Origin of the sequence: Paeniglutamicibacter kerguelensis (assembly GCF_017876535.1) — a bacterium.
GTDB lineage: Bacteria > Actinomycetota > Actinomycetes > Actinomycetales > Micrococcaceae > Paeniglutamicibacter > Paeniglutamicibacter kerguelensis.
This window is the reverse complement of the sequence record NZ_JAGIOF010000001.1, coordinates 2,112,429-2,136,467: the sequence shown is the minus strand read 5'-3', so window position 1 is coordinate 2,136,467 and position 24,039 is coordinate 2,112,429. Positions and strand designations below refer to the sequence as shown.

At 66.9% G+C, this 24,039-nt stretch carries 20 protein-coding genes; 13 read left to right on the top strand and 7 right to left on the bottom strand.

The genetic code is table 11. The features are described from left to right. The first annotated feature begins 7 nt into the window (after nt 1–7). From uvrA to secG, 12 genes are all read left to right on the top strand, one after another. Nucleotides 8–2,890 carry an excinuclease ABC subunit UvrA gene (gene uvrA, locus JOF47_RS09700; RefSeq protein ID WP_209997379.1) on the top strand — a complete coding sequence of 961 codons (2,883 nt, stop codon included), beginning with the start codon at nt 8–10 and terminating at the stop codon, nt 2,888–2,890. Nucleotides 2,891–2,970: 80 nt separating this feature from the next. Further along, nucleotides 2,971–3,690, top strand: coding sequence for an HAD hydrolase-like protein (locus JOF47_RS09695; protein WP_210001547.1), 720 nt, complete (start codon nt 2,971–2,973; stop codon nt 3,688–3,690). Further along, nucleotides 3,691–4,359, top strand: a complete 669-nt coding sequence (locus JOF47_RS09690) for a lysophospholipid acyltransferase family protein (RefSeq protein WP_209997378.1) — start codon at nt 3,691–3,693, stop codon at nt 4,357–4,359. A gap of 18 nt (nt 4,360–4,377) precedes the next feature. Next, complete coding sequence (gene uvrC, locus JOF47_RS09685; RefSeq protein WP_209997374.1) at nt 4,378–6,339, top strand: excinuclease ABC subunit UvrC; 1,962 nt, start codon at nt 4,378–4,380, stop codon at nt 6,337–6,339. 34 nt (nt 6,340–6,373) lie between these two features. Continuing rightward, on the top strand, nt 6,374–7,267 hold the full coding sequence (gene rapZ, locus JOF47_RS09680) for an RNase adapter RapZ (RefSeq protein ID WP_209997372.1): 894 nt from the start codon (nt 6,374–6,376) through the stop codon (nt 7,265–7,267). Nucleotides 7,268–7,273: 6 nt separating this feature from the next. Continuing rightward, entirely contained in the window at nt 7,274–8,314 is a 1,041-nt protein-coding gene (locus JOF47_RS09675) for a gluconeogenesis factor YvcK family protein (protein ID WP_209997370.1), read from the top strand. 10 nt (nt 8,315–8,324) lie between these two features. Further along, complete coding sequence (whiA, locus tag JOF47_RS09670) at nt 8,325–9,305, top strand: DNA-binding protein WhiA (RefSeq protein ID WP_209997368.1); 981 nt, start codon at nt 8,325–8,327, stop codon at nt 9,303–9,305. Between the two features lie 94 nt (nt 9,306–9,399). Next, nucleotides 9,400–10,029 (top strand): superoxide dismutase, encoded by a 630-nt coding sequence (locus JOF47_RS09665; protein WP_209997326.1) that lies wholly within the window; start codon nt 9,400–9,402, stop codon nt 10,027–10,029. A gap of 245 nt (nt 10,030–10,274) precedes the next feature. Beyond that, nucleotides 10,275–11,288, top strand: a complete 1,014-nt coding sequence (gene gap, locus JOF47_RS09660) for a type I glyceraldehyde-3-phosphate dehydrogenase (protein ID WP_209997366.1) — start codon at nt 10,275–10,277, stop codon at nt 11,286–11,288. Nucleotides 11,289–11,315: 27 nt separating this feature from the next. Then, nucleotides 11,316–12,548, top strand: coding sequence for a phosphoglycerate kinase (locus JOF47_RS09655; RefSeq protein WP_209997364.1), 1,233 nt, complete (start codon nt 11,316–11,318; stop codon nt 12,546–12,548). Next, a complete protein-coding gene (gene tpiA, locus JOF47_RS09650; RefSeq protein ID WP_209997362.1) occupies nt 12,545–13,360 on the top strand; it encodes a triose-phosphate isomerase in 816 nt (271 codons plus the stop codon). Before JOF47_RS09655 ends, tpiA begins: the two co-directional genes overlap by 4 nt. Nucleotides 13,361–13,387: 27 nt before the next feature. Further along, a complete protein-coding gene (gene secG, locus JOF47_RS09645; protein WP_210001544.1) occupies nt 13,388–13,639 on the top strand; it encodes a preprotein translocase subunit SecG in 252 nt (83 codons plus the stop codon). 70 nt (nt 13,640–13,709) lie between these two features. Here the strand turns inward: secG and pgl are convergent, their stop codons facing one another. The 6 genes from pgl to tkt form a co-directional block, all read right to left on the bottom strand. Further along, nucleotides 13,710–14,468, bottom strand: coding sequence for a 6-phosphogluconolactonase (gene pgl, locus JOF47_RS09640; RefSeq protein WP_209997360.1), 759 nt, complete (start codon nt 14,466–14,468; stop codon nt 13,710–13,712). Further along, complete coding sequence (locus tag JOF47_RS09635; protein WP_209997359.1) at nt 14,458–15,399, bottom strand: glucose-6-phosphate dehydrogenase assembly protein OpcA; 942 nt, start codon at nt 15,397–15,399, stop codon at nt 14,458–14,460. The genes pgl and JOF47_RS09635 overlap by 11 nt, the downstream gene beginning before the upstream one ends. Then, complete coding sequence (gene zwf / locus JOF47_RS09630) at nt 15,396–16,955, bottom strand: glucose-6-phosphate dehydrogenase (protein ID WP_209997358.1); 1,560 nt, start codon at nt 16,953–16,955, stop codon at nt 15,396–15,398. Before zwf ends, JOF47_RS09635 begins: the two co-directional genes overlap by 4 nt. A gap of 106 nt (nt 16,956–17,061) precedes the next feature. Then, nucleotides 17,062–18,687, bottom strand: coding sequence for a glucose-6-phosphate isomerase (locus JOF47_RS09625; protein WP_209997357.1), 1,626 nt, complete (start codon nt 18,685–18,687; stop codon nt 17,062–17,064). After that, entirely contained in the window at nt 18,684–19,799 is a 1,116-nt protein-coding gene (gene tal, locus JOF47_RS09620) for a transaldolase (RefSeq protein WP_209997356.1), read from the bottom strand. Before tal ends, JOF47_RS09625 begins: the two co-directional genes overlap by 4 nt. A 27-nt stretch (nt 19,800–19,826) precedes the next feature. Beyond that, the gene (gene tkt, locus JOF47_RS09615) at nt 19,827–21,953 is read right to left on the bottom strand and encodes a transketolase (RefSeq protein WP_209997354.1); all 2,127 of its coding nucleotides are present in this window, start codon (nt 21,951–21,953) and stop codon (nt 19,827–19,829) included. Between the two features lie 320 nt (nt 21,954–22,273). On the opposite strand from tkt, the gene JOF47_RS09610 reads away from it, so the two are divergent. After that, nucleotides 22,274–23,257 (top strand): heme o synthase, encoded by a 984-nt coding sequence (locus tag JOF47_RS09610; protein ID WP_209997353.1) that lies wholly within the window; start codon nt 22,274–22,276, stop codon nt 23,255–23,257. Here JOF47_RS09610 and JOF47_RS09605 read toward each other — a convergent pair. Further along, nucleotides 23,208–23,894, bottom strand: coding sequence for a dihydrofolate reductase family protein (locus JOF47_RS09605; protein ID WP_209997352.1), 687 nt, complete (start codon nt 23,892–23,894; stop codon nt 23,208–23,210). The two genes, JOF47_RS09610 and JOF47_RS09605, sit on opposite strands and share 50 nt — an antisense overlap. Nucleotides 23,895–24,039 lie beyond the last annotated feature (145 nt).

Below are 24,039 nucleotides of genomic sequence, written 5' to 3'. Positions count from 1 at the left end.
TGTTTGGGTGGCTACTTCCCGCTCCCTTGAAACCCTTCGTCCGCACGATCTGACCCGGCTGGTGGTCAAGGGCGCGCGCGAGCATAATCTGCGCAACGTCGACCTTGATTTGCCGAGAGACGCAATGATCGTCTTCACCGGCCTTTCCGGATCCGGAAAGTCCTCCTTGGCCTTCGACACGATCTTCGCCGAAGGACAGCGACGCTACGTCGAATCGCTTTCCGCCTATGCCCGGCAGTTCCTGGGGCAGGTGGACAAGCCTGATGTGGACTTCATCGAGGGGCTTTCCCCGGCGGTGTCGATCGACCAAAAATCGACCTCCAAGAACCCCCGCTCGACGGTGGGAACCATTACCGAAATCTACGACTACATGCGCCTGCTCTGGGCACGTGTGGGACGGCCGTACTGCCCGGAGTGCGGCGAGGCCGTCACCAAGCAGACGCCACAGCAAATCGTCGACCAGCTGCTGGAGCTCGAACCGAAGACCCGGTTCCAGGTTCTTGCACCGGTGGTCCGCGGGCGCAAGGGCGAGTTTGTCGACCTTTTCAAGGAACTGAGTTCCAAGGGCTATTCGCGTGCACGTGTCGACGGCGAGACAATTCAGCTCAGCGAACCGCCGAAACTTGGCAAGCAGTTCAAGCACACCATCGAGGTGGTCGTCGACCGCCTAGCCATCAACGATTCGGTCCGCCAACGCCTGACCGACTCCATCGAAACCGCGCTCGGACTCTCCGAGGGGCGCGTGCTGATCGACTTCGTGGATCTCGACCCGGAAGACGAGGGCCGGATCCGCGCCTTCTCCGAAAACCTTGCGTGCCCGAACGAACACCCGCTGGCCATCGACGAGATCGAACCCCGGTCCTTCTCCTTCAACAACCCGTTCGGCGCCTGCCCTGCCTGCAGCGGCATCGGCACGCGGTTGGAGGTCGACGAAGACCTGATCATTCCCGACGTGCAGATGCCGCTGGGGCAGGGGGCCATTGCGCCCTGGTCGCTGGGTGCAGCAACCACCGAGTACTGGAACCGGCTGCTCGAAGGCCTCGGGGCCGAACTGGACTTCACGCTTGAGACCCCGTGGAACAAGTTGCCGGCCGTGGCCCGCACCGCCATCATGCACGGCAAGGACCACAAGGTCGTGGTGCAGTACAAGAACCGCTTCGGGCGCGAGCGCAAGTACTCCACGGGCTTCGAGGGCGTGGTGCAGTATATCCACCGCAAGCACATGGAAACCGAATCGGAGCACGCGCGCGACCGGTACGAGGAGTACATGCGGCAGATTCCGTGCCCAGAGTGCAACGGTGCACGCCTGAATTCGGCCTCGCTGTCCGTGTTGATCAACGACAAGTCGATTGCCGCGGTGTCGGCGATGCCGATGCGCGAATGCTCCGAGTTCCTCGAAAACCTGGTGCTCACCGGCCGCGAGGCCCAGATCGCCTCCCAGGTGCTCAAGGAAATCCAGGCACGCCTGCGCTTCCTGCTTGACGTCGGCCTGGAATACCTGAACCTCGAACGCGCGGCGGGAACCCTGTCCGGCGGCGAGGCCCAGCGCATCCGCCTGGCCACGCAGATCGGCTCCGGCCTTGTCGGCGTGCTTTACGTACTCGACGAACCGTCCATCGGCCTGCACCAGCGCGACAACCGCCGGCTCATTGAAACCCTGACCCGCCTGCGCTCGCTGGGCAACACCCTGATCGTGGTCGAACACGACGAAGACACCATCGCCGAGGCCGACTGGATCGTGGACATCGGTCCAGGGGCCGGCGAACACGGCGGCGAGGTGGTGCACTCGGGTTCCCTGAAGGACCTGAAGGCGAACACCAAGTCGATCACCGGCGACTACCTTTCCGGGCGCAAAAAGATCGAGGTTCCGGCCAATCGCCGCAAGATCGACAAGAAGCGCCAGGTCACCGTCGTGGGCGCGCGGGAAAACAACCTTGAGGACCTCACCGCGCGCTTCCCGCTCGGTGTGCTGACCGCCGTCACGGGCGTTTCCGGCTCCGGCAAGTCCACGCTGGTCAACGACGTGCTCTACAAGGTGCTGGCCAACAAGCTCAACGGCGCCAAGCAGGTGCCGGGCAGGCACACCCGCGTCGAGGGGCTCGAGCACCTGGACAAGGTCATCCACGTGGACCAGTCGCCGATCGGCCGCACCCCGCGGTCCAACCCGGCGACCTACACCGGCGTATTCGACCACATCCGCAAGCTGTTCGCCGAGACCACCGAGGCGAAGGTGCGCGGCTACCTGCCGGGCCGCTTCTCCTTCAACGTCAAGGGCGGGCGCTGCGAATCCTGCTCGGGCGACGGAACCCTGAAGATCGAAATGAACTTCCTGCCCGACGTGTATGTTCCCTGTGAGGTTTGCCACGGGGCGCGCTACAACCGGGAAACGCTCGAGGTGCACTACAAGGGCAAGACCATTGCCGACGTGCTGAACATGCCGATCGAGGAGGGTGCCGAATTCTTCGCCGCATTCACCCCGATCGCCCGCCACCTGAGCACGCTGGTGGACGTCGGGCTCGGCTATGTCCGGCTGGGGCAGGCTTCCACGACGCTCTCCGGCGGCGAGGCGCAGCGCGTCAAGCTCGCCGCGGAACTGCAGAAGCGTTCCAACGGACGCTCGATCTACGTGCTCGACGAGCCGACGACGGGCCTGCACTTCGAGGACATCCGCAAGTTGCTGCTGGTGCTCCAGGGGCTGGTGGAGAAGGGCAACACGGTGATCACGATCGAGCACAACCTCGATGTCATCAAGAGCGCAGACTGGGTCATCGATTTGGGCCCCGAGGGCGGTTCCGGCGGCGGCGAGATCATCGCCACCGGCACCCCGGAACAGGTCGCCGCCGTGGCCGAAAGCTACACCGGAAAGTTCCTGGCACCGCTGCTTGGCTAAGCCCTCCCGCCGTGCATGTATGCCGAGTGCGGCATGCGTGTACGGCGGATAGACCCAGTTCATGCGAGAATACGACAGTGATGATTGCTCCCTCCGCCGTTCTGCTTGACCTCGATGGAACCCTTGTGGATCCGGCCGGGGCTATCACCTCGGGAATCCGCCACGCGTTGAAGCAGGCGGACATTCCCGATCCGGGTGAAGAAAAACTCCGCACCCTGATCGGGCCGCCGCTGGTCCTGGGCCTGGCGGAGATCGACGGCGTCGAACCGCACATGATCGACGAACTGATTACCGTGTACCGTACGGAATATGCTGCCACCGGCATGGCGGACTCGCGCCCGTACCCCGGGATCCGCGAAGTGCTTGCGGCCCTGCGCGCGGCGGGCATGGACCTGTATGTCGCAACCGCCAAGCCCACGAAGATCGCCCGGCAACTGCTGGAGATCCAGGGATTGACCGACGCAATCGATGGCATTTACGGCAACGACGACGAGGCGAACGGGCATTCGGCCTCCAAGCGGCACATCGTCGCGGCGGTGCTCGACGCCCACGGGCTTGAGCCCGAACAGTGCATCATGGTGGGGGACCGCCGCTACGACATCGAGGCCGCAAACGACCACAACATGGCCTCGATCGGCGCCGGGTGGGGTTTTGCCCCTCCGGGCGAGCTCGAGGCCGCCGGGGCCGGGGCCCACGCCACGGACCCCGCCGAACTTGCCGGATTGCTGCTGGGCAACGCGGCCGAGGAAACAATCCGCACACAACTGACAACCAACGACAACGAAGGAGCGCGTGCATAAATGAGCCTGTACACCATGACCCGCTCTTCGATCCGCGGCCTGCTGAACGGCCTGTGCCGCCCCACCGTCACCGGGCTGGAAAACGTCCCGCGCACCGGGCCTGTCATCATCGCCTCCAACCACCTCTCCTTCCTGGACTCGATCATTATCCAGGCGCTGACCCCGCGCGACGTGGCATTCTTTGCCAAGGCGGAGTACTTCACCACCCCCGGGCTCAAGGGCAAGGCCATGAAGACCTTCTTCGAGTCGGTCGGCTCCATCCCCGTGCAGCGCGGCGAGCAGGCGGCCTCCGTGGCCGCCCTGGAATCGCTCGTCGACATCCTGGAGGCCGGCGGCGGCATCGGCATCTACCCGGAGGGTACCCGTTCGCGTGACGGCAAGCTCTACCGCGGCCGCACCGGCGTGGGCTGGCTGGCGCTGACCACCGGAGCTCCGGTGGTCCCCGTCGGCCTGATCGGCACGGAGAACCTGCAGCCAGCCGGAAAGAACACCGTCAAGCCGCACCACTTCACCCTCGCGTTCGGCAAGCCGCTGCAATTCGAGCATCTGGGCCGCAAGCACCCGCTGCCACAGCGCCGCAAGGCCACCGACGAGATCGTCGACGCCATCGCCGAGCTGACGGGCCAGGAGCGGGTCGACGCCTACAACCAGACACCCACCGCCGAGTAAATCCCGGAGCGCACCGACGTGGCAGACCCGAAAAGCTACAGACCCCAGACCGGGGACATCCCGCTGAACCCGGGGGTCTACCGCTTCCGCGACGAGGTCGGGCGGGTCATCTACGTCGGCAAGGCCAAGGTGCTGCGCTCGAGGCTGAACTCCTACTTCGCCAACCCGGCGGGGCTGACGCCCAAGACCCACGCGATGGTGCACACCGCGGCGTCGGTCGAATGGACGGTGGTGGGCTCCGAGCTGGAGGCGCTGCAGCTGGAGTACACCTGGATCAAGGAGTACAACCCGCGCTTCAACATCGTCTTCCGCGACGACAAGTCCTACCCTTACCTGGCCGTCACCATGGGGGAGAAGTACCCGCGCGCGCAGGTGATGCGCGGGGACAAGCGCAAGGACACCAAGTACTTCGGGCCGTTCTACCCGGCCAAGGCGATCCGCGAAACCCTCGACACGCTGCTGCGCGTCTTCCCGGTGCGCAGCTGCTCCACGGGCGTCTTCAAGCGCGCCGAATCCTCCGGCCGGCCCTGCCTGCTGGGCTACATCGACAAGTGCGCGGCCCCCTGCGTGGGCCGCATCAGCGCCGAGGACCACAAGAAGCTCGCCGCCGAGCTCTGCCAGTTCATGGGCGGGGAGGGCACCCGCTTCATCAGGGAACTCGAGGGCAAGATGGCCGACGCCGTCTCCCGGCTCGAGTACGAGCAGGCGGCCCGCTACCGCGACGACATCGCCGCGCTGCGCCGCGTCTTCGAGCGCAATGCCGTGGTGCTGGCCGAAAACACCGAGGCGGACATCTTCGCCGTGCACGAGGACGAGCTCGAGGCGGCCGTCCAGGTCTTCCACGTGCGCAACGGGCGCATCCGCGGACAGCGCGGCTGGGTTGTTGAAAAGGTCGAGGACTCCACCCCGGCCGAGTTCATTGAACACCTGCTGACCCAGGTCTACGGGGAGGCCGACGGCGACGACCGGATCCCGCGCGAGGTGCTGGTCCCGGTGCTGCCCGAGAACGCGCAGGAGGTCTCCGACTGGCTGCACGAGCGCCGCGGCTCCGCCGTCTCGCTGCGCGTGGCCCAGCGCGGGGACAAAGCGACGCTGGCCGAAACCGTACGCGAGAACGCCGAACAGGCGCTGCGCCTGCACAAGTCGCGCCGCGCCGGGGACCTGAGCACCCGCTCCGCCTCGCTGCAGGAGCTCCAGGACGCCCTGGGCCTGCCCAGCCCGCTGCTGCGGATCGAATGCTACGACGTCTCCCACGTGCAGGGCACCAACGTGGTGGCCTCCATGGTGGTCGTCGAGGACGGGCTGCCCAAGAAGAGCGACTACCGCAAGTTCTCCATCACCGGGGATGCCGCGCGCGATGACACCGCCTCCATGTACGACGTGATCTCCCGCCGCTTCAGGAACTACCTGGAGGAATCGGCGAACATGGTGCCGATGGTCTCCGGGGAACTCGACATCTCCGACGCCGCGGCCAAGGCCCCGGCCCGGCGCTTCGCCTACCCGCCCTCGCTGGTGATCGTCGACGGCGGCCCGCCACAGGTCGCCGCCGCCACCCGTGCCCTGGGCGACCTGGGCATCGACGACATCTACGTGGTGGGCCTGGCCAAGCGGCTGGAGGAGCTCTGGCTTCCGGACGACGAGTTCCCGGTCATCCTGCCGCGCGCCTCGCACGCCCTGTACCTGGTCCAGCGCATCCGCGATGAGGCGCACCGCTTTGCCATCACCTTCCACCGCAAGAAGCGCTCGGTCTCGATGATGGCCTCCGTGCTGGATGAGATCCCGGGCCTGGGCCCGGCCAAGCGCGATGCGCTGCGCAAGCACTTCGGCTCGGTGAAGAAGATGCGCGCGGCGTCCGTGGAGGAACTGACGGAGGTCCCCGGCGTGGGGCCGGTGCTTGCCGCGACGATCCACGAGGCGCTGGCCGGCTCGGGCGCCGAGACCCCTGCGGTTAATATGACAACCGGAGAGGTGTTGGACTAACCATCGGCCCTGCAATGGCGACTAGGCTAGGAACATGACCACCGAGCTTTCCCCCGTGAAACCAGCAGAGACCGAATTACTAGTCATCACCGGCATGTCCGGTGCCGGACGGACCACTGCCGCCCATGCGCTGGAAGACCACGGATGGTACGTGGTGGAGAACCTGCCGCCGGCATTGCTGGGCACCCTGACGGAGCTCGTTGCCCATTCGGGCGGATCCATCCCCAAGCTTGCCGTAGTCATGGACGTGCGGTCCAAGTCGCTCTTCCCGCAGCTGCGCGAGGCGCTGCACTCGCTCAGCGCCGCCGGCATCACCTACCGCGTGCTGTTCCTCGAGGCGGCCGACGAACTCCTGGTCCGCCGCTTCGAGCAGGGCCGCCGCCCACACCCGCTGCAGGCGGACGGGCGCATCGTCGACGGCATCGCCAAGGAACGCGAGGTGCTGCGCGAACTGAAGGAAGCGGCCGAGATCGTGCTTGACACCACCGAGCTCTCGGTGCACGACCTGGCCCGCGCCATCACCGAACTCTTCACCGAATCGGGCCCGATCGTGCTGCGCCTGAACGTGATGAGCTTCGGTTTCAAGTACGGGGTTCCCACGGACGCCAACTACGTCGCCGACGTCCGCTTCATCCCCAATCCGCACTGGGTGCCGGAGCTGCGCCCGCACACGGGCAAGGACAAGCAGGTTTCCGACTACGTGCTCAACGCCAAGGGTGCCGGGGAATTCATCGGGCACTACATCGCCGCGCTGGAACCTGTCTTCGAGGGCTACCGCCGCGAAAACAAGCACTACGCGACCATTGCGATCGGCTGCACCGGCGGCAAGCACCGTTCGGTGGCCACGGCCGAGGAAGTCGGCCGGCGCCTGGCCCAGCTTCCCGGTGTCCGCGTCAACGTCACGCACCGCGACCTGGGCCGCGAGTAGACAGCCATGGCGTTCTTCACCGGACCCATCCCGATCCAGCCCCCCGCCCGCTCGGCCGAGGACAACCAGCTGGTCCGCGTCGTCGCGCTCGGCGGCGGGCACGGGCTTTCGGCCTCGCTTTCCGCGCTGCGCCGGCTGACCACGGACCTGACGGCCATTGTCACGGTCGCCGACGACGGGGGGTCCTCCGGGAGGCTGCGCGAGGAACTCGGCGTACTGCCGCCGGGGGATCTGCGCATGGCCCTGGCCGCGCTGTGCGACGACACGGACTGGGGACGGACTTGGCGCGACGTCATGCAGCACCGGTTCACCTCCGCCCCGGGTTCGGCGGCGTCGCTCGACCAGCATGCGGTGGGCAACCTGCTGATCGTCGCACTCTGGGAGCTGCTCAAGGACCCGGTGGCCGGCCTGCGCTGGGCCGGGGCGCTGCTTGGCGCCCGCGGGCAGGTGCTGCCCATGAGCACCGTGCCGCTGACCATCGCCGGGGACGTGCTCGAGGACACCGGGCCGCAGGGGCTGGTGCGCCGCCACGTGGTGGGCCAGGCGAAGCTTGCGACGGCGGGCGGGGAGGGGCTCGTCTCGAATGTCAGGCTTGAGCCTGCCGACGCCCCGGCCTGCACCGAGGCGCTGGAGGCGATCGAACTAGCCGACTGGGTCGTGCTCGGGCCTGGCTCCTGGTACACCTCGGTGCTGCCGCATTTGCTGTTGCCGGAAATGTGCCGGGCACTTGAATCGACCCCGGCCCGGCGCCTGCTGACCATGAACCTGGCCACGGACACGGCGGAGACCGCGGGTATGGACGCCGCGGCGCATTTGGAGGTCATTTCGCGCTACGCGCCCGACCTCCGACTCGACGCCGTTTTGGCGGATCCGTCGACGGTGGCGGATCATGAGAGTTTCACCCGTGCGGCGGCCCGGCTAGGTGCCCGCACCTTTTTCGGTAAAGTAGGGGTTGGTGCCGGACGAGCAGTCCACGACCCCTTGAGACTTGCCGCCGCGTACCACGACGTTTTCACGACGTTCAATACAGACGAGCCCAGCAGTTAGGAAACAATCCATGGCACTGACGGCTTCCGTCAAGGACGAGCTGTCCCGTCTTGATGTTCGGAAATCATCCGAGCGCAAGGCCGAAGTTTCCACCATGTTGCGTTTCTGCGGTGGACTTCACATCATCTCCGGACGCATTGTCATCGAGGCCGAGGTCGACCTTGCCTCGACGGCCCGCCGCCTGCGCGCGGCCATCGCCGAAGTCTACGGCCACACCTCGGAAATCCTCGTGGTTTCCGGCGGCGGCCTGCGCCGCGGCAACCGCTACGTGGTGCGCGTGGTCCGTGACGGGGAGGCCCTGGCACGCCAGACCGGCCTGCTCGACGCCCGCGGCCGTCCCGTGCGCGGGCTGCCCTCGGTCATTGTCAACGGCTCGACGGCCGACGCCGAGGCCGTCTGGCGTGGTGCCTTCCTCTCCCACGGTTCGCTCACCGAACCCGGCCGTTCCTCGGCACTGGAAATCACCTGCCCGGGCCCGGAATCAGCGCTTGCGCTGGTCGGCGCCGCGCGCCGCCTCGGACTGGTGGCCAAGGCCCGCGAGGTGCGCGGGGTGGACCGCGTGGTCATCCGCGACGGCGAGGCAATTGCCCAGCTGCTCACCCGGATGGGTGCGCACGATGCGTTGATGGTCTGGGAGGAACGCCGCATGCGCAAGGAGGTGCGCGCCACCGCCAACCGCCTGGCCAACTTCGACGACGCGAACCTGCGCCGCTCGGCCCAGGCCGCGGTTGCCGCGGGGGCCCGCGTGGAGCGCGCCCTGGAGATCCTCGGCGACGAGGTTCCGGAGCACCTCAAGTACGCCGGCGCGCTGCGCGTGGCGCACAAGCAGGCGAGCCTCGACGAGCTCGGCCGCATGGCCGATCCCGTGATGACCAAGGACGCAATCGCCGGGCGCATCCGCCGGCTTTTGGCCATGGCCGACAAACGCGCCTCCGAGTTGGGAATACCCGGCACGGAGGCGAGCGTTCCCCTAGACATGCTGGAAAACTGACCGGCAGCGAGATTTTCCGCTTCAGTGCGGAGATGCAGTAACCACGATGAATTGCATCCAGTTGTCCCGGGTGCACAGAGAATGAGGAGTCATTTTGGCTATTTACACCTTGCCTGAGCTGCAGTACGACTACGCGGCCCTGGAGCCGAGCATTTCGGCGCGGATCATGGAGCTGCACCACAGCAAGCACCATGCCGCGTACGTGGCCGGCGCGAACGCGGCGCTGGAGCAGCTGGCCGAGGCGCGCGGGAAGGGCGAGTTCGGGAACATCCCGAAGCTGTCCAAGGACCTGGCGTTCCACCTGGGCGGGCACACGAACCACTCGATCTTCTGGAACAACCTGTCCCCGGAGGGCGGGGACAAGCCCGAGGGCGAGCTGGCCGCGGCGATCGACGACGCGTTCGGGTCCTTCGACGCGTTCCGTGCGCACTTCACGGCCGCGGCGATGAGCCTGCAGGGCTCGGGTTGGGCGTTGCTGGGCTTCGAGGGGCTGGGCTCGCAGCTGGTCATCGAGCAGCTCTACGACCAGCAGGGCAACGTGCCGGTGGCGACGACGCCGTTGCTGATGCTGGACATGTGGGAGCACGCGTTCTACCTGGACTACGTGAACGTGAAGGCCGACTACGTGAAGGCGTTCTGGGACATCGTGAACTGGGCGGATGTCTCGGCGCGTTTCGAGGCCGCCCGTGCGGGTGCCGCGACCCTGATCGTCCCGGGCAAGTAACAAAAAGCCTGTAACAAAAACATGACGGTCGTTACGTCCGTCACATCGAGCGCCGAAATGGCGTAAGATAAGAACAACGTGTTTTTCGGGTCTCACGGCCTGTGTCGTGAGACCCGAAACAACCCGGCCGGCATCAGCCGGCGACACAACGGAGTGTCATTATTCCAAGCCACTCCGTTATGCATGCCCCGTCCAGGGGCATATCCGGCGGAGCGGCAACACCACTCTGTCTAGGAGAAATTCACGTGACTACCCGTGTTGGCATTAATGGTTTCGGACGCATCGGACGCAACTTCCTGCGAGCCAGCCTCGCCCATGGCGCAGACATTGAAATTGTCGCGGTCAACGATCTTGGTTCAATCAACGATCTGGCCATGCTTGTCAAGTACGACTCCATCCTCGGCCGCCTGAACGAAGAGGTTTCCGTCGACGGCGCCTTCATCGTCATCGGCAACAAGCGCATCAAGGTGCTCTCGCAGAAGGACCCGGCCCACCTGGGCTGGGGAGACCTCGGCGTGGACGTCGTCATCGAATCGACAGGCTTCTTCACCAAGGCATCGGACGCCGAAAAGCACCTGCAGGCAGGCGCCAAGAAGGTCATCATCTCGGCCCCGGCTTCCAAGGAAGACATCACCATCGTCATGGGTGTCAACCACGAGAAGTACGAGGCCGACAAGCACCACATCATCTCCAACGCCTCCTGCACCACCAACTGCCTGGGCCCGATCGCCAAGGTGCTCAACGACCAGTTCGGCATTGTCGACGGCCTGATGACCACCATCCACGCGTACACCTCGGACCAGCACCTGCAGGATGCCCCGCACAAGAAGGACCCGCGCCGCGCCCGTGCCGCAGCCCTGAACATGATCCCGACCTCCACCGGTGCGGCCAAGGCCATCGGCCTGGTGCTCCCGGAGCTCAAGGGTAAGCTCAACGGCTACGCCATGCGCGTTCCGGTTCCGACCGGTTCGGCCACCGACCTCACCGTCACCCTGGCCCGCGAGGCCAGCGTCGAGGAGATCAACGCGGCGTTCAAGAAGGCAGCGGAGGAAGGCCCGCTCAAGGGCTTCCTGAAGTACTCGGAGGATCCGCTGGTCTCCACCGACATCGTCCACGATGCGCACTCGGCGATCTTCGATGCCGGCCTCACCACCGTGATCGGTTCCACCGTCAAGGTGGTCGCCTGGTACGACAACGAGTGGGGCTACTCCTCTCGCTTGGTTGACCTCGCGGAATACGTCGGCGGCCAGCTCGGTTAGTCCGAGCGAGTCGGATAACCTAGTCTCATGACTTCCCACACTCTCGACGAACTACTCGCCGACGGTGTCCTCGGGCGGCGCGTTTTGGTCCGTAGCGACCTGAACGTGCCGCTCGACGGCGTTACCGTCACCGACGATGGGCGTGTACGCGCCTCCATCCCCGTGGTGCAGAAGCTGGCCGAGGCCGGCGCTCGCGTCATCGTGATGGCACATCTGGGCCGCCCCAAGGGCGAACCGGATCCCAAGTACTCGATCGCCCCCGCCGCCACCAAGCTTGCCGAGATCTCCGGACTTGATGTTCGTGTTGCCGGCGATGTTGTTGGCGATTCCGCCAAGCAGCTTGCCGCCGAATTGCCGGACGGCGCGGTGCTGGTGCTGGAAAACGTGCGCTTCGACGCGCGCGAAACCTCCAAGGACGCGGCACAGCGCGCCGAATTCGCGGCAGAGCTTGCCGCGTTGACCGGCGAAAACGGCGCCTACGTCAATGACGCCTTCGGTGCGGTGCACCGCAAGCACGCGTCGGTGTTCGACATCGCTGCGCTGCTTCCGGCCTACCAGGGCGACCTGGTGGCCACGGAGGTGCGCGTCCTGAAGACCCTCACCGAGGCCCCGAAGCGCCCCTACGTGGTGGTTTTGGGCGGCTCGAAGGTCTCCGACAAGCTGGCTGTCATCGACAACCTGCTGGGACGCGCCGACCACCTGCTGATCGGCGGCGGCATGGCCTTCACCTTCCTCAAGGCCCAGGGCCACGAGGTCGGCGGCTCGCTGCTTGAGGCAGACCAGCTGGAAACCTGCCGCGGCTACCTCTCGCGCGCCAAGGAACTGGGCTGCGACATCGTGTTGCCCACCGACGTGGTTGTCGCCTCCAAGTTCGGTGCGGACGCCGAGCACGAGGTGCTTGCCGCGGACAACATCGAGGGCGGCGCCTTCGGTGCCACCGGGCTGGGCTTGGACATCGGTCCGGTCTCCGGGGAAACCTTTGCCAGCTACATCAAGAGCGCCAACACGGTGTTCTGGAACGGCCCGATGGGCGTCTTTGAGATCCCCGCGTTCGCGAACGGCACCCGTGCCGTTGCCGGTGCGCTGGCCGACTCCGAGGCGTTCAGCGTCGTCGGCGGCGGCGACTCCGCCGCGGCGGTGCGCACCCTGGGCTTCAACGATGACGACTTCGGTCATATTTCAACGGGCGGCGGTGCCTCCCTGGAATACCTCGAGGGCAAGGAACTGCCGGGCCTGACAGCCCTGGAGGGTGCCAAGTGACAACATCGACCAACGGCGTGTTCGACCGGAAGCCGCTGATTGCCGGCAACTGGAAGATGAACATGGACCACGTCCAGGGCATCACCCTGCTGCAGAAGCTGGCCTGGACGCTGGCCGACGCGGAGCACGACTTCGATCGCGTGGAGGTGGCCGTCTTCCCGCCGTTCACCGACCTGCGCGGCGTGCAGACGCTGACCATGGGCGACAACCTGCCGGTGCACTACGGTGCACAGGACCTGTCGGCCCACGACTCCGGTGCCTACACCGGGGAGATCTCCGGCCAGTTCCTCTCCCGCCTGGGCTGCAGCTATGTGCTCGTCGGCCACAGCGAACGCCGTGCGATCCACGGCGAGACCAACGAACTGCTGGCAGCCAAGATCGCCGCGGCATACCGCCACGGGGTGACCCCGGTGCTGTGCGTCGGGGAGGGGCTGGACATCCGCCAGGCCGGAACCCACGTCGAGTACACGCTCGAGCAGCTTCGCGGCTCGCTGGCCGGCGTCACCGCCGAACAGGCCGAGACCCTGGTGGTCGCCTATGAGCCCGTGTGGGCCATCGGCACCGGCGAGGTTGCGGGCCCGAAGGACGCGCAGGAACTGTGTGCGGCGATCCGCGTCGAGCTGGCAAAGCTGTTCGGCGACGAGGTCGCCGGCAAGGTCCGTGTGCTGTACGGCGGTTCCGTGAAGGCGAACAATGTCGCGCAGATCCTTGCCGAAAAGGACGTTGACGGCGTGTTGGTCGGCGGAGCCAGCTTGGACGCTGGAGAGTTTGCTAACATTGTTAGGTTCGAGCACCACCTGGTGACCGAGTAATCGCCACCAGCTGATTGAAGGGCAATGATGGACGCCATCAAGATTGTTTTGCAGGTACTTCTGGGAATCACCAGCCTGCTGCTTACGCTGCTGATCCTGTTGCACAAGGGACGCGGCGGCGGCATGTCCGACATGTTCGGCGGCGGCATGACCAGTTCGCTGGGATCCTCCGGCGTTGCCGAACGCAACCTGAACCGCATCACCGTCATCCTGGGCCTGATCTGGGTCACCGTGATCATCGGTCTGGCACTGGTCATGCGCTTCAGCGTCGAATCCTAGCTTTCACCGCATAAGAATGAAGGACGGCCTCCCCTCGGGGAAGCCGTCCTTCATTGTATTTCCGGAACTTCTAGACCAACGCTGCGGCGGCCTGGTCCATCAACCACCAGGTGCCCTGCGTGCCATGCACGCCGGACGCAGGGACGCGCTCACGAGTCGCCTCGCCGCCCAGCGCCACGGCCGCGGCGGGAGCCTTGTCCGCGCCGGCAACCACGAGCCACACCGCGCGGGCGGTGTTGATGGTCTCGAAGGTCAGCGAGACGCGCAGCGGCGGCGGCTTGGGGGAGTCGTGCACCCCGATGACGGTCGCGCCGGTGGTCGCGGCGCCCGCATGGTCCGGGAAGAGCGAGGCAACATGCGAATCCGGGCCCATGCCCAGCATCAGCACGTCGAAGACCGGCAGGGTCGATCCGCCCTCGTTGGCTGCCTCGGCGGCAAGCACCGCAGCGTAGGCCGCTGCGGCGTCTTCCGGGGTGTTGAACTCGTCGGTGGACCCCATGGCGTGCACCCGGCCGCGGTCCAGGCCGTGGTCATCGAGCACCGAGAGCAGGACCTCCGCCTGGACCGCGTTGCGGTCGGGGGATCCGGCGGCGACAAAGCGCTCGTCGCCCCAGTAGAAGTTCACCCGGGACCAGTCGACCGCGGCCAGCGCGGGGGAATCGGCCACGGCCTTGAGCGAGGCGATGCCCAGCGTGCCGCCGGTGAGCACCACGGTGGCCTCCCCGCGGGCCGCCTGGGCGTCCAGGACCGCGGTGATGAGCCGCGCGGCGACAGCCGCTGCGGTCGCGGGCAGGTCCGGGTGGACTACGACATTGCGTTTAGCGTTCACTTGGACGGATGCTCCTCAGGTTGGTGCGCTTCAGGCCCACGCGCACGACCTCGCCGAAGACCTCGTCCGGGTCTAGCCGGCGCATTTCCTCGGCCAGGCAGTCGGCCAGCGGGCGCTGCGGCAGCGAAATCAGCTGGGGCTTCTGGCCCGGGTGGTAGAGCTCGGCCACGTCGCCGACGGGGCGGGAGAGCTCGACGTCCCCGATCTCGCGGGTGAAACGCACCGAACGCACGCCGGTGCCCTCCGGGGCGGAGGCGATGGTGACGGGCACATCCAGGCACAGCGTCAGCCAGGCGGCGAGCAGCACCGTGGAGGGTGAGTCGACGGCGCCCTTGACCGTCACGCTTGTCACCTTGGAGGGGTCCAGCTGGTCGAACACCGCGGCCAGCTGGGCGCGCCACAGGGTCAGCCGGGTCCAGGCCAGGTCGGTGTCGCCGGCCCGGTAGGAATCCGCCAGGGTGAACAGGGCCTTGCGCGGATCGTCCTCGGCACCGGAATCGGTGATGCGGCGGTGGGCGATCCTGCCCAGCGGGGTCTGTGAGGCGTTCTTGGGCACGCCGTGCGGCCACCATGCCACGATGGGCGCGTCGGGCAGCAGCAGACCGGAAACCAGGGACTCGTCGACGCGGGCCCCGGGGCCGTAGGTGTGCATCACGATGACCTCGGAGGCGCCGGCGTCGCCGCCCACGCGGATCTGCGCGTCCAGCCGGGTTTCGCCGGTGACCCGGCCCTTGACAACCACCAGGATGCGGCAGGGGTGCTCGCGGCTGGCGAGGTTGGCCGCGGTGATCGCGTCCTCCTCGAAGCCTGCGCGGGTGATGACCAGCAGCGTGAGCACCCGGGAGAGCGCGACGACGCCCTGGGCGCGGCGCATCGAGACCAGCTCCTTGGAGATCTTGGAGGTGGTGGTGTCTTCCAGTTCAACGATCATGGCCGGCGCCATGTCCTTCCGTCGCGGGCCAATAATTCATCGGCCGAGGCCGGTCCCCAGGAACCCGGGGCGTAGGGTTCGGGCTGTTCGGGCAGCGAGGCCCAGTGCTCCTCGAACGGGTCGAGGATGCGCCAGGACTGCTCGACTTCCTCGTGGCGCGGGAACAGCGGCGGTTCGCCGAGCAGCACGTCGAGGATCAGGCGCTCGTAGGCCTCCGGGGAGGACTCGGTGAACGCGTGGCCGTAACCGAAGTCCATGGTCACGTCGCGCACCTCCATCTGGGTGCCCGGGACCTTGGAGCCGAAGCGGATGGTCGCGCCCTCGTCGGGCTGGACGCGGATCACGATGGCGTTCTGCCCGAATTCGTCGTCCGCGTGGTCCTGGAAGAGCATGTTGGGCGCGCGCTTGAAGACCACGGCGATCTCGGTGACGCGGCGGCCCAGGCGCTTGCCGGCGCGCAGGTAGAACGGCGCGCCCGCCCAGCGGCGGGTGTTGATTTCCAGCTTGATGGCCGCGTAGGTCTCGGTCTTGGACGCCGGGTTGAACCCCTCCTCGTCCAGGAAGCCGGTGACCTTCTCGCCGCCCTGCCAGCCGGAGGTGTACTGGCCGCGGGCGCTGGAGTGGGACAGGTCCGCCGGCAGGCGCACGGCGGTGAGCACCTTTTCCTTTTCGCTGCGCAGGTGGTCCGCGTCGAAGCTGATCGGCTCCTCCATGGCGGTGAGTGCCAGCAGCTGCAGCAGGTGGTTCTGGATGACGTCGCGGGCCGCTCCCACGCCGTCGTAGTAGCCCGCGCGCCCGCCGATGCCGATGTCCTCGGCCATGGTGATCTGCACGTGGTCCACGTACTTGGAGTTCCACAGCGGTTCGAAGAGCTGGTTGGCGAATCTGAGCGCCAGCAGGTTCTGGACGGTTTCCTTGCCCAGGTAGTGGTCGATGCGGAACACCGCGTCGGGCGGGAAGACGGATTCGACGATCTCGTTCAGCTCGCGCGCGCTGGCCAGGTCGTGGCCGAACGGCTTTTCGATGACCACGCGCGACCAGCCGGCGTCCGGTGAATCGTCGTTGGCAAGCCCGTGCTTGGAGAGCTGCTCGCAGACCTGCTCGAACGAGTTCGGCGGGATGGAGAGGTAGAAGGCGTGGTTGTGCCCGGTGCCGCGGGTCAGCGCGAGCTCGTCGAGGGTCTCGCGCAGCTTGATGAACGCGGCGTCGTCGTCGAAGCCGCCGGAGATGAAGCGGAAGCCGCTGGCCAGCTGTTCCCAGACCGTCTCGTTGAAGGGGGTGCGGGCGTGGTCGATGACCCAGCCGCGCGCCTGCGCCGCGAAGTCCTCGGGGCTCCAGCCGCGGCGGCCGAAGCCGACCACGGCGAAGTTCGGGGGAAGCAGGCCGCGGTTGGCCAGGTCGTAGACGGCCGGCATGAGCTTCTTGCGGGCCAGGTCCCCGGTGATGCCGAAGAAGACCAGCGCGGAGGGCCCGGCAATGCGGTTCAGCCGCCGGTCCCGTCGGTCGCGCAGGGGATTGGGATGCTGGCCGGAGGGGCCGGGTGAAGAATCAAGCATTCGAGGAAGCGCCTTCAACTGTTTTGGTGCCGGTGGATCACGTGGTGGGGGAGTGCCCGATCGGGTGCGTGCCGTGCGGCACGCACCCGGTCGTTTGGGCCAGGGCCTAAGCCAGGCCCTGGATGATCTTATCCAATTGTGCGATGCCCGATTCCTTGTCGCGCAGGTGAAGGCGCAACACCGGGCGGCCGAGGTCGGCCAGCACCTTGGCGTCGCCGGACGCCTGGGCGGAGATCAGTTCCCCGAAGGTGAACGGAAGCCCCGGGATGCTCAGATCCATCGCGGAGTCCGCGGTGACCTGCAGGTAGGCGCCGACGCGCGGCCCGCCCTTGTGGAACTGGCCGGTGGAGTGCAGGAAGCGCGGACCCCAGCCGAACGTCACCGGCCGGCCGGTCGCCGCGGCCAGGACCGGGCGGATGCCTTCCAGCTTCGCGTCGCCGTGGCGGTCCAGGTAGGCCTGGACGCCGAGGTAGCCGTCGGCCGGCAGCGCCGCCAGCAGGGCGCGCAAGGCGCCCTCCAGGTCGGCGATGCCCTCGAGCAGCCCGTCGGAGGCCCGGACCTCGATCGCGTCCTGGACCAGCTCCGCCGGAACCGGTTCCGGGGTCGCCTCCAGCAGCGCGCGGGCGGCGACCTTTGCCGCCTCCACGTCGGGCTGGTCGAACGGGTCGATGCCCAGCAGGCGGCCGGCAATGACCGTCGCGTATTCCCAGAGCAGCATCTGCGCACCGAGCGAACCGGAGATGCACACCGAGGCGGAGTCGGAATCGACGTCGTCGTCGGTGAGCAGGCCAGTGTCGGCGACCAGGCGGATCTGTAGCAGGTCCGCCGCGGTGCTGGTGGTCTCCGGCGCGCGGTCCTCCACGACAACCGGCAGCACGCCGGTTTCCGACTTGCCGGTGGATTCGGCGATGAGCTGTTCGGCCCAGTCGGCGAAGCCCACCAGGCCGGAGCCCTCGTCGGCGAAGATCAGCTTGTTGCGCAGCGGCACGGTGCCGGCCATGGCGGCACCCAGTGCCAGGGCGATGTTGTCCTCGTCGTCCTCGGACAGGAACTCGGCGGCGGCCGCGGCCTCCTCCAGGAATTCCTCGATGTCCACGCCGGCCAGGCCCGCGGGGACCAGGCCGAACGCGGTCAGCGCCGAGTAGCGCCCGCCGACGTTCGGGTCCGCGTTGAACACGGCACGGTAGCCGGCGGCGCGGGAGGCCTTGTCCATCGGGGAACCCGGGTCGGTGACCACGATGATGCGGCGCCTCGCGTCGACGCCGGCGTCGTTGAACGCCTGCTCGAAGACGCGGCGCTGCGAGTCGGTCTCCACGGTGGAACCGGACTTGGAGGAAACCACCAGCGCGGTGGTCGCCAGCCGGTCGGCGAGGATGCCCGCGACCATTTCCGGTTCGGTGGAATCGCAGACCACGAGTTCGACGTCGTAGGTCGCGGCGATGACCTCGGGCGCCAGCGAGGAGCCGCCCATGCCTGCCAGCACGATGCGGTTCACGCCCTCGGCACGCAGCTCGTCGCGCAGCGCGAGGATGCCGGGCACCAGCGCGGCCGACGCCTCCGCGGCGTCGACCCAACCCAGGCGGACCGAGGCCTCGGCCTCGGCGGCCGGACCCCAGAGGGTCGCGTCCTTCGCGGCGATGCGGCTGGCCACGGCGTCGGCAACCAGCACGGGAACATGCTTTTCGATGGCGGCCTGTGCGGCGCCGGTGGCGATGAAGCCGAGCGAACTCATTTCCCTGCTGCCTTGGCCAGCGAGGCGGCGAGGTCGGTGAGCAGTTCGTTCCAGGACGCCTCGAACTTCTCCAGGCCCTCGACCTCGAGCTTGGCGACGACGTCGTTGTAGCTCACGCCCAGGGCCGCAAGCTCGTCGAGCACGGCATTGGACTTCGCGTAGGCGCCGGTGACGGTGTCCCCGGTGACCACGGCGTGGTCGGCGGTGGCCAGCAAGGTCTTTTCCGGCATGGTGTTCACGGTGTTCGGTGCGCACAGCTCGGTGACGTATAGGGTGTCCGGCAGGGCCGGGTCCTTCACACCGGTCGAGGCCCACAGCGGGCGCTGTGCGTTGGCGCCGGCCGCGGCCAGCACGCTCCAGCGCTCGGAGGAGAAGGACTCCTCGTACACCTGGTAGGCCAGCACGGCGTTTGCCACGCCGGCCTTGCCGCGCAGCGCCAGGGCGGCGTCGGTGCCGATGGCGTTCAGGCGTGCGTCGATCTCGGTGTCCACGCGGGAGACGAAGAACGATGCGACAGAGTGCAGCTTGGAGAGATCGTGGCCGTTGGCCTTGGCGGACTCCAGGCCGACCATGAACGCGTTGATGACCGCGCGGTAGCGCTCCAGCGAGAAGATCAGCGTCACGTTCACGGAGATGCCCGCGGCCAGGGTCTCGGCGATGGCCTCCAGGCCCTCGACGGTCGCCGGGATCTTGATCAGCACGTTCTCGCGGTTGACCAGGGCGTGCAGCTCCTTGGCCTCGGCGATGGTCTCCGCGGTCTTGCGGGCCAGGCGCGGGTCGACCTCGATCGACACGCGGCCGTCGACGCCGTTGGAGGCGGCGGCGACCGGCGCGAAAAGGTCGCAGGCGGCGGCGACGTCGTCGCTGGTGATCTTGAAGACGGCCTGCTCGGCATCCATGCCGGCCGCTGCCAGCTCGGAAACCTGCGCGGCGTAGGACTCGCCGTCCTGCAGGGCGGCGTGGAAGATCGACGGGTTGGTGGTGACACCCACCACGTTCTTCTCTTCGATCAGCGCGGCCAACGAGCCGGAGCTCAGGCGTTCGCGGGAGAGGTCATCGAGCCAGATGGAAACGCCGGCGTCGGAAAGGGCCTGGGTGTTGGGATTGCTCACGGTTCTTTGTCCTTCGAGTCAGTCTGGTTACTTGGCCGCGGCGACGGAGCCGGCGGCAATGGAGTCGAGCGCCGCGGCGGTGATCGCCTCGGTGGTGATCCCGAACTCGGAGTACAGGCGCTTGTAGTCGGCCGATGCGCCGTAGTGGTCAAGCGAGATGATGCGTCCGGCATCGCCGACCAGCTCGCGCCAACCCATGGCGACGCCGGCCTCGACGGAGACGCGGGCCTTCACGGAGGCCGGCAGCACGGATTCGCGGTAGGCGGCATCCTGCTTGTTGAACCATTCCAGGCACGGGATGGAGACGACGCGGGTGGCGACGCCCTGGGCCTGCAGCGCCTCGCGGGCCTCGACGGCCAGCGAAACCTCGGAACCGGTGGCCAGCAGCAGCACCTCGGGTGCCACGACCTGACCGTCGGCGGTGGCGTCGGCGAGCACGTAGGCACCCTTTTCGACGCCCGATGCGGCACCGAAGCCAAGCTGGCTGCGGTCGTAGACCGGCAGGTTCTGGCGGGAGAGGATGATGCCGGCCGGGTTGGAGGTGGTCTCCAGGATCTTCTTCCAGGCGTAGGAGACCTCGTTGGCGTCCGCCGGGCGGACCACGTCGAGGTTCGGGATGGCGCGCAGGGAAGCGAGCTGCTCGACGGGCTGGTGCGTCGGGCCGTCCTCGCCCAGGCCGATCGAGTCGTGGGTCCAGACGTAGATCGACGGGACGCCCATCAGTGCCGAGAGGCGGATGGCCGGGCGCTGGTAGTCGGAGAAGATCAGGAACGTGCCGGAGTAGGCGCGGGTCGGGGAGGCCAGGGTGATGCCGTTGACGATCGACGCGGCGGCGTGCTCGCGGATGCCGAAGTGCAGCACGCGGCCGTACGGGTTGCCGGTCCAGGACTCGGTGGAGCGCGAGGCCGGGATGAAGGAGGCGGCACCCTCGATGGTGGTGTTGTTTGAGCCGGCGAGGTCGGCGGAGCCGCCCCAGAGCTCGGGCAGCACGCCGGCGACGGCGTTGATGACCTTGCCGGATGCCGAGCGGGTGGCCACGTCCTTGCCGGCCTCGAACTCCGGAAGGTTCTCGTCCCAGCCGGCCGGCAGCTCGCCGGATTCCAGGCGCGCCAGCAGGGCGGCGTTTTCCGGGTTTGCGGCGGCCCAGGCGTCGAAGCCGGTCTGCCAGGTGGCGCGGTCCGCGGTGCCGCGGTCCTGCACGGAGCGTGCGTGCTCCAGCACCTCGGCCTCGATGGCGAAGGATTCCTCCGGGTTGAAGTCCAGGGCCTGCTTCAGGCCGGCAACTTCGGCGCCGCCGAGCTTGGAACCGTGGATTCCGCCGGTGTCTGCCTTGTTCGGCGAAGGCCAGCCGATGACGGTGCGCAAGCTAATGATCGACGGGCGGTTGGTCTCGGCCTTGGCGGCGCGCAATGCGGCGTCCAGCTCGGCGAGGTCCTCGACGTAGTTGCCGGTCTTGGTCCAGTCGACGCGCTGGGTGTGCCAGCCGTAGGCGTCGTAGCGGCCGAGCACGTTCTCGGTGAACGCGACGTCGGTGTCGTCCTCGATGGAGATGTGGTTCTCATCGTAGACAACAACAAGGTTGCCGAGTTCCTGGTGGCCGGCCAGCGAGGAGGCCTCGGAGGTGACGCCCTCCTGCAGGTCGCCGTCGGAGGCGATGACCCATACGGTGTGGTCGAACGGGGAAGTGCCGGCCGGCGCGTCGGCGTCAAGCATGCCGCGCATGCGGCGCTGGGCGTAGGCGAAGCCCACGGCAGAGGCCAGGCCCTGGCCCAGCGGGCCGGTGGTGATTTCCACGCCGGCGGTGTGGCCGTATTCCGGGTGACCCGGGGTCTTGGCGCCCCAGGTGCGCAGGGCCTCGAGGTCTTCCATTTCCAGGCCGTAGCCGGAAAGGAAGAGCTGCAGGTAAAGGGTCAGCGACGTGTGGCCGGGGGAGAGTACAAAGCGGTCGCGGCCGATCCAGGCCGGGTCGCTCGGGTCGTGGCGCAGGTGTTGCTGGAAGATCAAATAGGCGGCTGGGGCCAGCGAGATGGCCGTTCCCGGGTGTCCGTTTCCTACCTTTTCGACCGCGTCTGCGGCCAGCACGCGTGCGGTATCGACGGCTCGCTGGTCAAGGCCGGTCCATGCGAAATCGCTGGTGTCTGCTAGTGGCGCCACGTTGTGGGTCCTCCCTATAAGGTCTGCATCAAAAACTACTCTTGGCGGAGTTTCCCGCCATGAAGCACAATGCCGCCGGTCCGACCCGGATAATCACTGGGTGGTTTCGGCGGCGTCGCAACCCTCCAACCCTATCGCGATTGGGCCGGGAAATGCCCGTTTGAGACCACAACTTGAAGTTATTGGAAGGCCGTTTCGGGTCCGATGGAGACAAAGAACACCGCGGCGGACCGCGTAGCGGGTGTTCACCGGCCGAGTTCTACGTCGCGTAAAAGGGTATGATGGGCCTGTCTGTCTTATTTCCCCGTAGAACTGAGTGCATGTCTGTGAAGACCGTTTCCGTTGAATCCGCAACGACTGCTCGTGCAGCTCGTCAGCCGAATGAATCGGTGGGCGACTTCGTTTCACGCAAGGCCAAGGCGTATCTTGCGCTGACGAAGCCGCGCGTGGTCGAACTCCTGCTCGTCACCACGTTGCCAACCATGATCTTCGCTGAACGCGGTTTCCCGTCGATCACATTGGTGCTGGCCACGCTCTTCGGCGGCGCCATGGCCGCGGGCGCATCGGGTGCATTCAATTGCTACATCGACCGCGACATGGACAAGGTCATGAAACGCACCAAGGGGCGCCCGCTGGTCACCGGCGAGGTCACCCCGCGCGAGGCCCTGGTCTTCGCCTACCTGCTGGGCATCGCCTCGCTGGTGGTGCTGTGGTTCGGGACCAACCCGCTGACCACGGCCCTTGGCCTGGCCGCGATCCTCTTCTACGTGGTGCTGTACACGCTGATCCTCAAGCGCCGCACCGCCCAGAACATCGTCTGGGGCGGCATTGCCGGCTGCATGCCGGTGCTCATCGCCTGGGCCGCCGTGACCGAGAAGATCGAATGGCCCGCCGTCATCCTGTTCCTGATCATCTTCTTGTGGACCCCGCCGCACTACTGGCCGCTGTCCATGAAGTACGCGGACGACTACAACGCGGCACACGTGCCGATGCTCGGCGCGATCTCCACGGCCCGCAAGGTCTCCGTCCAGGTTGTCCTCTACGCCTGGGCCACCGTTGTCTGCTCGCTGCTGCTGGCACCGATGGGCTACGCGGGAATCGTTTACACGGTCCTGGCCGGCGTCAGCGGTGCCTGGTTCATCTACGAATGCCACGTGCTCTACCGCGAGGCGCAGCGCAACCACGAACCGGCGGACATGAACAAGAAGGCCATGAAGGTCTTCCACATCTCCATCACGTACCTGACGCTTGTGTTCATCGCCCTGGCGATCGACCCGTTCGTGGGCGGCCCGCTCTTCGGCTAAACGCGTTCCTGCTTCCGGGCGGCCCTCCGGTCAAAAATCCGGAGGGCCGCTTTTTTGTGTGCCGGACGGCGGTGTCAGTCCGACCCATCACGGGCGCGCCGGTAGCGCTCGAAGACCACGCGCGAGCCGAACGTCTTGATCTCGATGAGGTCCAGCCGAATGGTTTCGGCGACAGGCGGCAGGAAGGGCGTGCCGCCGCCGACGACACCGGGTTGCGGAAGATGCGCAGCTCGTCGACGAGACCGAGCCCGATGGCTGCAGCGGCCAGGTTTGCGCCGCCGAGCGCCACGTCCCTGTCGGTCGCGCCGAGCACCACGGCGACTTCCTCCGCCAGCGGTGCCTCGGCGAGCCGGGCGTTGCCCTGGACGGTGTCGAGCGTGCGGCTGAAAACGACCTTCGGGAGAGCGCACCATATGTCGGCGAAAATAGCTCCGAGTTCGCTGTTGCGCATCGTCGGATCCGTCTCCCACACCAGCATGGTTTCGTAAAGCCGGCGGCCGCACAGATAGCCGCCGAGTTCGCCTACCTGCGCGATGTGGAAACGAAACTGCTCCTCGTTCGGATCGGTCCACCCGAACCCGCCCTCGCGATCGGTGATAAAGCCGTCCACCGAGACGCCCATCGAGTAGATCAGCATGGCTTCGAGCCCATCGCATCAGCATTCCCGCGGCCCTGGCAGGAAGGATCGTGTTCTGGCTTATGGGCACGATACCGACCCCCGGTCATGGATGTCCATGCCCGGATGTCAAGGATGGCGTTCACAACCATCGAGGCTTCGCCAG